This window comes from Haloarcula sp. CBA1122 (assembly GCF_009741785.1).
Taxonomy (GTDB): Archaea; Halobacteriota; Halobacteria; order Halobacteriales; family Haloarculaceae; genus Haloarcula; species Haloarcula hispanica.
This window is the reverse complement of the sequence record NZ_WPCB01000043.1, coordinates 22,876-30,029: the sequence shown is the minus strand read 5'-3', so window position 1 is coordinate 30,029 and position 7,154 is coordinate 22,876. Positions and strand designations below refer to the sequence as shown.

The 7,154-nt window shown below is 67.8% G+C and carries 8 protein-coding genes and 1 pseudogene; 1 reads left to right on the top strand and 8 read right to left on the bottom strand.

What is annotated here, in order from left to right; genetic code table 11:
• The coding region (locus GJ630_RS15140) for a CbtA family protein (RefSeq protein ID WP_197427658.1) at nt 1-364 on the top strand (364 nt) is incomplete at its 5' end.
• A gap of 12 nt (nt 365-376) precedes the next feature.
• Here the strand turns inward: GJ630_RS15140 and GJ630_RS15135 are convergent.
• From GJ630_RS15135 to GJ630_RS15100, 8 genes and pseudogenes are all read right to left on the bottom strand, one after another.
• Nucleotides 377-1,045: an Rnase Y domain-containing protein gene (locus tag GJ630_RS15135; protein WP_014039271.1), complete on the bottom strand. Its 669-nt coding sequence runs from the start codon at nt 1,043-1,045 to the stop codon at nt 377-379.
• A gap of 149 nt (nt 1,046-1,194) precedes the next feature.
• Nucleotides 1,195-2,466 carry a PQQ-binding-like beta-propeller repeat protein gene (locus GJ630_RS15130; protein WP_191450221.1) on the bottom strand — a complete coding sequence of 424 codons (1,272 nt, stop codon included), beginning with the start codon at nt 2,464-2,466 and terminating at the stop codon, nt 1,195-1,197.
• Nucleotides 2,459-2,830, bottom strand: coding sequence for a DUF3209 family protein (locus GJ630_RS15125; RefSeq protein WP_014039269.1), 372 nt, complete (start codon nt 2,828-2,830; stop codon nt 2,459-2,461). Before GJ630_RS15125 ends, GJ630_RS15130 begins: the two co-directional genes overlap by 8 nt.
• Before the next feature lie 26 nt (nt 2,831-2,856).
• On the bottom strand, nt 2,857-4,080 hold the full coding sequence (locus GJ630_RS15120) for a CbiX/SirB N-terminal domain-containing protein (RefSeq protein ID WP_014039268.1): 1,224 nt from the start codon (nt 4,078-4,080) through the stop codon (nt 2,857-2,859).
• Nucleotides 4,077-4,736, bottom strand: a complete 660-nt coding sequence (locus GJ630_RS15115; RefSeq protein WP_050037428.1) for a hypothetical protein — start codon at nt 4,734-4,736, stop codon at nt 4,077-4,079. The genes GJ630_RS15120 and GJ630_RS15115 overlap by 4 nt, the downstream gene beginning before the upstream one ends.
• A complete protein-coding gene (locus tag GJ630_RS15110) occupies nt 4,733-5,008 on the bottom strand; it encodes a ferredoxin (protein WP_050007643.1) in 276 nt (91 codons plus the stop codon). Before GJ630_RS15110 ends, GJ630_RS15115 begins: the two co-directional genes overlap by 4 nt.
• Nucleotides 5,008-6,086, bottom strand: a pseudogene (gene cobJ, locus GJ630_RS15105) (precorrin-3B C(17)-methyltransferase). The gene GJ630_RS15110 and the pseudogene cobJ overlap by 1 nt, the downstream one beginning before the upstream one ends.
• 2 nt (nt 6,087-6,088) lie before the next feature.
• Nucleotides 6,089-7,015 carry a precorrin-3B C(17)-methyltransferase gene (locus GJ630_RS15100; RefSeq protein WP_129755906.1) on the bottom strand — a complete coding sequence of 309 codons (927 nt, stop codon included), beginning with the start codon at nt 7,013-7,015 and terminating at the stop codon, nt 6,089-6,091.
• Between the last annotated feature and the right edge of the window lie 139 nt (nt 7,016-7,154).

Genomic DNA, 7,154 nt, shown 5'->3' with positions numbered 1-7,154 from the left:
GCCGGGCGTCGAGCAGGCGCTTGGGACAGAGACGCGCCTCGCCTGGTACGCCGGCCTGATGGCACTGGGGGCGCTGGTCGCAGTGCTCGCCGGGCTCGCGTATCAGCGGACAGCGCGCCACCACACCGCCATTCGACTCGGAGCCATGGCGCTGCCGCTCGCACTGCTCGCAGTTCCGGTCGCGCTCGCACCGGCAAACCCGGTCCACGGTGACGTGCCTGCCGCGCTCGTCGCGGCCTACCGCTGGACGGTCGTGTTCGGCCAGCTAATGCTGTGGGCCACAATCGCAGGGGTTCACGCCTGGCTCGGGGACAGTGATACCCCAGCCGCGGACGACCTGGACTATCCCGCGACCGCGGACTAACGACGACGCGGCTCAGATTTTTCCGGCAACCGTTCCGAGATTCAGCGCCAGGCCGACGATAGCGACGACGGCGGCGATAGCGAGGTTCGTCGTCGTCCCGCCGACGCCGAACGACGCCGTACCGGCCGAGACCAGCGCGCCGAACCCGATCCCGGCAACGACGAGCGCGACACCGGTCAGCCCGACAAGCATCGTGCCGGTCGGACCGAACCGACCGGTCGACCGACTCGCCTCGTACTGGTCGAGCGCGTCGTGCATCGTCTCCGTGACCGATTCCTCTACGTCCGTCATCTGCCCCGAAAGGTAGGTGTGCAGCGTCTTCTCGTGCTCGTCGAGTTCCGTGGCACGTTCTGACAACTGCGCATCGTACTCCGTCAGTTCGGCCTCGCGCTCGTCGAGGGCCGTCTCCCGGTCGTCGAGAGCGGCTTCGCGTTCATCAAGTCGGTACTCCCGCTCGTCCAGTTCCGCCTCTCGCCGGTCAAGCTCCTCCTCGCGGGCGTCATTCTTCTCTTCGCGCCGATCGAGTTCCGCGCTCCGCTGGTCGAGACCCATCTCCCGCTCGTTGAGCCGTCGCTGCATCTGCGCGAACTCCCGCTCACGCTCTGTAGGGTGATCGGCAGCGGCGCTGTCGTCTGCCTCCGACTGTGTCTCCTCGTGGTCCGGGTCTGTGTTATCGGCCATGCTGGGCACCCATACCGAGACGCTACGACTGTCGAATGGTTAGTTTGACACCACATAACACAGTAATCAGAGCCAAACCGGAGATATCACGTCTGAGCGAAAAGTCGTCCGAACGGGCCGTTACCGGCCCAAATCGCTACGTCGACGCGTCAGTGGCGCGAACGGGCCGTCTCGTTCTCCACCTCAACCCGATGCAGCCGGTACGCTCCGCGCTCGCGGCCCTCGTCGTGGTAGACGACCGGCTCCTCGACGGCGACAGCGGTCCCGTCCGCAACTGCGGCCGCCGTCACGACGCCGTCGGTGTCCAATGTGTCGATGGGGCCGTCTGCGACACCGAACAGCCGAAGCGCGTGGTCGTCGGCATCGCGGTCCCGGAAGTTCTGTGCACCGGGGACGGCCAGCAGCGAGCCATCGGTGCCAAGCCCGCTGGCGAAGCCGCCGACGGGCGCGTCCCAGCGACGGTCGCCATCGGGCGAGACGCCAACGGCAGTGTGCTCGGTCGGATGCCGTGCCTCTGTCTCGCGGCCCTCCTCGGGGTAGGTGTTGCCGGTCACAAACACCGCGCCCACCTCTGTCGCGTGAACGTGATTCGGGTACGCGTAGACGATGTCGCCGTCCACGTCGGTCGGCGTCGCCAGCGGGACACGCCAGCGCTCCCGGCCGCCGCTGTCGAGCCGGTAGCCACAGTAGTCGCCGTGGCTGGAGACGACAGCGCCGTCGTCCAGCAAGGCCACGTCACCGACACGCCGCTGGCCGTCGGTGCCGGGGTCCCACATCCAGCGCGGCTCGCCGCCCTCGGCGTCAAGGACGACGAGACCGTGCTGGTGGTCGCCCGGACAGCGGTTGTAGGCGACGGCGACGCGGCCGTCGCCGGCGTCGAGCGAGATCGGCGAGCCGTCGGTTCGGTACGTCCAGTTGACGGTTCCGTCGGGCGCGAACGCGTAGACGACGCTCTCGAAGTGGCGGAGGTCGTTCCCGTCGGCGTCAGTCCGTCGCTCGTACCGTCTGGCGGCGGCATAGAGCCGGCCGCCGTCGGTTGCGAGGCTGGCGACGAACGGCAACAGAAATCTGGTCTCCTGCTGGGCCTCGCCGAGGTCCCCGCGGGTTTCGTACCGCCATCGCAGGTCGCCGCCTGCATCGTGACAGCGGATTTGCCCGCGAGCGCTGCGCTCCCCGACGACGAGGCCGCCGTCGAAGGGCACCGCCGCGACGACGCTGGGTTCCCCGTCCGTGTCGTACTGCCAGCACGGACGTGGGGGGCCGGAGTCCGCCGAGACGTCGAACGCCCGGAGGTCCCCGTCGGCGGTGCCGACGACCGCGAGCCCGTCGGTCAGCGTGACCGCCGAACGGCGGCCCTGATGCCGCGAGCGGGCCGAGGTCACGTCCCCGAGGTCAGCGGTCGGGGCGCGCTGGCTACTCATCGACCGGGAACGCCTCGTGGAGGACGTCGTGGGCCTCACCCAGCCCGTCGAGGACGTCCTCGCCCTGCATGGTGATGCGCGACACCGCCCGCTCGGCGTCGCGGACCGCCACGAGTCGCCCCCGGAGGTAGTCGTACTCGGGGTCGTCTTCGGGGGTCGCGGCGATCTCCTCTTCGAGGTCCACGAGCGCGGCGTCGAGGTGGCGCTCGATGGCGGCCAGCGTCTCCGCGCCGGCGAGGGCCTCGATGGGGCCGGTCATGTGACCCTCCAGCTCCTGTTCGGCGTGCTGGCGGGCGTGGTCGTCTTCGGTACCGAGAACGTTCATGAGGCCCAGTCGGAGGGCCTCGATTTCGTAGCAGCTCATGGTTGTAGTGTTGTAAGGGTGTACTCTCAAAGCGTCTGGTCGACGAGTTCGCTCACGATGCGGTCGCGGTCAAGATGCGAGGAGACGATGTCGGCGGCGTCCTCGTCTTCGACGCCGCCGTACCAGACACCGTCCGGGTAGACGGCGACCATCGGCCCCTCGCCGCAGCGGCCGAGACACGACGACCGCGTGATGCGGGCGTCGCACTGGTCGCTGTCGCGGGCGGCCTGGCGGAGCCGTTCGAGGACCGCCGGCGCGCCGTCCTGCGCGCAGGTCTGGTTCGTGCAGACGGCGACGTGTTTTTCCGGGGCGTCGTGGACGTGCGGGTCGTCGTCGACGTTCTCGCGGTCGGCGTGTTCGGCCTGATGGGTCAGCGCCCGGAGCATCGCGCGAGCGCCGCCCTGGTCCTCCTCGTAGCCGTCGAGCTCGACCTTGTACTTGCAGGTGTCACAGGACATCTCGACGCTCCCCGTTCTCGCTTCCTGCCAGCGGTCGCCAAGCACGTCCAGCAGGCGCGTGTCGGTCCCGAGCGGTTCGCCCGGCGCGGCGTCGACGTAGGGGTACTCCTCGTCGAACTCGCGCGCGCCGTCCTTGATTCGGCCGGTCAGCACGCCGTCGCCGAGCATGTACGGGATGACGACGACGGCGTCGGGCCGGGTCTTGGCGATGTCGTGCAGGGTGTCGTCGAGCAGCGGCTCTGTAACGCCGATGAACGACGCTTCGACCCGCGAGAACTCGCGGCCCTCGTACAGCAGGCGAGCGAGCTTGTGCACGTCGGCGTTTGCGTCCGGGTCGCTGGACCCGCGGGCACAGACGACGGCGGCCACGTCGTCCTCCTCCCGGTCGACGCCCAGTTCGGCCTCGACGGCCGCCGCGCGGTCGTCCAGCAGGTCCAGCAGCGCCGGGTGGACGCCCAGGTGCGCGCCGTTGTTGATGGTCAGTTCCGGGTGGGCCTCGCGGGCCTGCTCGACGGCCAGGGGCACGTCGTTTTTGACGTGACTGGCGGCAAACAGGGAGAGGTGGACCACCGATACCTGCGAGACGGCTCTGGCCAGCCCCGCGATGGCCTCGTCGATAGCCGGCTCGGCCAGTTCGAGAAAGGCCGCGTCGACCGGGATGCCGAGTCGGCCCTCCAGTTCGACCGCAAGGTCGCGGACCTGTTCGTTCGACTTCTCGCGCCGGGAGCCGTGGCCGACCAGCAGCACCGCTTCGTCGTCCAGCGTCTCCGGCGCGGTGATAGCTTCACTCATCGGACTCGTTCAATGCTTTTCTGGAGCTTGCGCCGGCGGCTCGGCGCGAACAACCCCGTCTCTTCGCTGCCCTCGTACAGCCAGTCGCCGAGGGCAGGTGCCGCGTCGTCGGCCACGCCGAACCAGTAGCCCGACGATGTCTCCGAGAGCTCGTCGTAGGGCGCGTCGACCGGACAGCGGTCGAGCAGCGTCTGTATCGTCCGGAGGAGTCGTTCGTCTTCGTGGACGAAGGAGATGCCGACGGCGTTGTCGTCGGACTTGAAACAGACCGTGCCACAGCTTTCGAGCAGCCCCCGGAGGAGCTGGCGGTCGTAGTCGGCCAGCGCGTCGAAGCGGTAGCCGCCCGACTCGCCGTCGAACGGGAGGCCAAGCGCGGCGCTGGCACGGTCAGCGAGGCTGCCGACGACCTGCACCGTGAACTCCTCCTCCTGACGGGTAATCGAGGTGTCGTGGGCATACGCCCGCTCGACGATGCGGCGGTCGGCCCGCTCCGCACCGGCGATGGACGCGAGCCGCCGGGCGGCCGTCTCGTCGTTGGTTCGGACGGTGACACAGCCGTCCTCGCACTCGCCGTCGCCGGCGACCCGGCCCCAGAAGTATGCCGTCTCGGGATGGGCCGCAAGCATGTCCCGCGGCGCGCCGGTCTCGACGCTCATGGCTGGACCTCCTCGTGGTCGGTGCCGGCAGGTGTATCGGCGGCCCCGACGTCCTCCTCGACGGATTCCACGTGAATCGCATCGAGCGGGCAGGCCGCAGCGGCCTGCTCGGCGTCGTCTCGCCGGTCGTCGTCGAAAGTGGCCTCGATTGCCGTCTGGTCGTCCGTCTCGATAGCCGCCAGTCCCTCGCTATCCTCAACGAAGCGGTCGTCGCGGACGAGACAGGCGAAGATACCGTCGCAGGCCTCACGGTCGATAGTGATTCGGTACATTAGTAGTCGTACTTGGTCTCGTAGCCCCGCGGGGTCACCATCCGGTCGTCCCAGACGTAGGTGTCCTCGTTGCCCACGAGGAGGGTGGTGGTCATGTCCACGAGGTCAGTTTCGCCGAGTTCCGGCAATTCGCCGAGTTCGACGATTTCGACCTGTTCGTCCTCGCGGCCAGCGGCGTGGACGACGCCAACGGGCGTCTCGGGGTCGCGGTGTTCCAGCAAGATCTCACAGCACTTCTCGTAGTTGTCCCGGCGCTTGCGGCTCCAGGGGTTGTAGATGGTGATGGTAAAGCCCTCCTTGGCGGCGGCGTGGAGCCGCGACTCGATGGTCGGCATGTCGGTGAGGTGGTCCGACAGCGAGATGGAGACGGTGTCGTTGACCAGCGGCGCGCCGACGCGGGCTGCACAGGACTGGGCGGCCGGGACGCCCGGAACCACGTCGAAATCGAGCATTGTCGCCGTCGCGCCCTTGGACTCGATGATCTCCAGCGCGAGGCCGGCCAGCGCATACACGTTCGGGTCGCCGCTGCCGATGATGGCCACGTCGTTGCCCGCCAGCGCGCGGTCGATGGCCTCCTCCGTTCTGGACACTTCGCCACACATCGGCGTGTTGTAGATGTCGTCGGCTCCCTCAGTAATCTCGTCGGGCAGCAGTTCGACGTAGGTCGTGTAGCCGAGATGTGCTCGGCGTCCATGAGGGCGGAGCGGGCGCGGGCAGTCATCCCCTCCGGCTGCCCGGGACCGAGGCCGACGGCGATGAGCTGGCCCGGTTCGGCGTCGAAGTCGTCGACCGTCGCGCCGACCTCCTCCTCGTCCGAGGAACCGGACGACGAGGACGCGCCACAGGAGCGACTACTGGACGAGGACGACGATTCGGACGACGACGAGGCCCCGCACTTCGAGGCGGTGTCGTCGCCCGTGTCCGGACTCGTCTCTGTCGACGAACTCGCGCTCGCACCGCATTTCGAGGTGGTATCGGTCTCTACTTCGCTCGCGCTCTCGGAGGCGCTTCCCGCCTCGCTCGCCCCGCATTTCGATTCTGTCTCGGTACTTGCGTCAGTAGTGTTGTCAGTGCTCATTGTTAGAAATCGTCGACGTCACGCCCGCCACGCGGGGTGACGAGGAACTCCTGATAATCGTTGCGCCAGACTTCGGTCTCGTGAGTGCCGACGACAATGGACGAACCCATGCCGCCGACCTTGTCGTCGTGTTCGGACAGTTCGCCAAGCGTCGTGATCGTCTCCGTCTCGTCGTCGAGGTTCCGGCCGGCTTCCCCGCGGCCGGAGTCGTTGACGATAGCGGCGGGCACGTCGTCCGCTCGTTCCTCCCGCAGAACATCGACGGCTCGCTCGTAGTCGCGCCAGCAGTTGTAGAGGACGACGACGAAGCCGCTGATCGCGGCCGCCCGGAGCTTCTCCTCGATTTCGTCCCAGCCGCGCCATTTGTCCGACAGCGAAATCGTACAGAAATCGTTCGACAGCGGCGCTCCGAGGTTCGCCGCGCCGGACAGCGCCGCGGTCACGCCGGGGACGATTTCGATTGGCACGTCGTCGGCGTCGTCGGCGTCGGCCATCGTAAAGAGGAGGTCGGACTTCCCGTAGACGTTCGGGTCGCCGCCGGAGACGTGGGCGATGTCCTCGCCAGCCCGAACCCGCTCGAAGGCCTCGCGGGCGAGTTCGACCTGCTTCCCCATCGACGAGCGGATGAGGGTCTGCCGACTGCCGTCGGGCCGCTCCAGTACGGCCCCTTCTTCGCCAGCGATTTCGCCGTCATCGGTTTCGCCGTCGAGTTCAGCCGATTGGGGCGGGAGCGTGCCGTCCTTCCGGAGGAACTCCTGATAGAGGTTCGAGGCGATGATGCAGTCAGCGGTCTGGATGACGTCTTTCGCCCGCTGAGTCATGTCGTGGGGGAGCCCCGGCCCGATACCGACCACGTACAGCGTCCCGTAGTCAGCGGGACGCGTCGCCTCGGTCGCGGCCGTTGTCGACTGGCGTCCGTCGCTACTCATCCTGGCGCTCCGCGACCCGCCGGTCGATTCTCGATACTGTGGCGCATGGTGAGTACAACGCCGCTTTCGCATAAAACAATTGTGCTTGTACTAGTCCAAGCGCAGGTGTTGGGAGACCATATTTCAGTTGTATCCGGAT

Bases quoted from the DNA above. Each gene is read 5' to 3' on its own strand.
- GJ630_RS15135 (WP_014039271.1), bottom strand. From the start codon at position 1,045: ATGGCCGATAACACAGACCCGGACCACGAGGAGACACAGTCGGAGGCA.
- GJ630_RS15100 (WP_129755906.1), bottom strand. From the start codon at position 7,015: ATGAGTAGCGACGGACGCCAGTCGACAACGGCCGCGACCGAGGCGACG.
- GJ630_RS15125 (WP_014039269.1), bottom strand. From the start codon at position 2,830: ATGAGCTGCTACGAAATCGAGGCCCTCCGACTGGGCCTCATGAACGTT.
- GJ630_RS15120 (WP_014039268.1), bottom strand. From the start codon at position 4,080: ATGAGTGAAGCTATCACCGCGCCGGAGACGCTGGACGACGAAGCGGTG.
- GJ630_RS15130 (WP_191450221.1), bottom strand. From the start codon at position 2,466: ATGAGTAGCCAGCGCGCCCCGACCGCTGACCTCGGGGACGTGACCTCG.
- GJ630_RS15115 (WP_050037428.1), bottom strand. From the start codon at position 4,736: ATGAGCGTCGAGACCGGCGCGCCGCGGGACATGCTTGCGGCCCATCCC.
- GJ630_RS15110 (WP_050007643.1), bottom strand. From the start codon at position 5,008: ATGTACCGAATCACTATCGACCGTGAGGCCTGCGACGGTATCTTCGCC.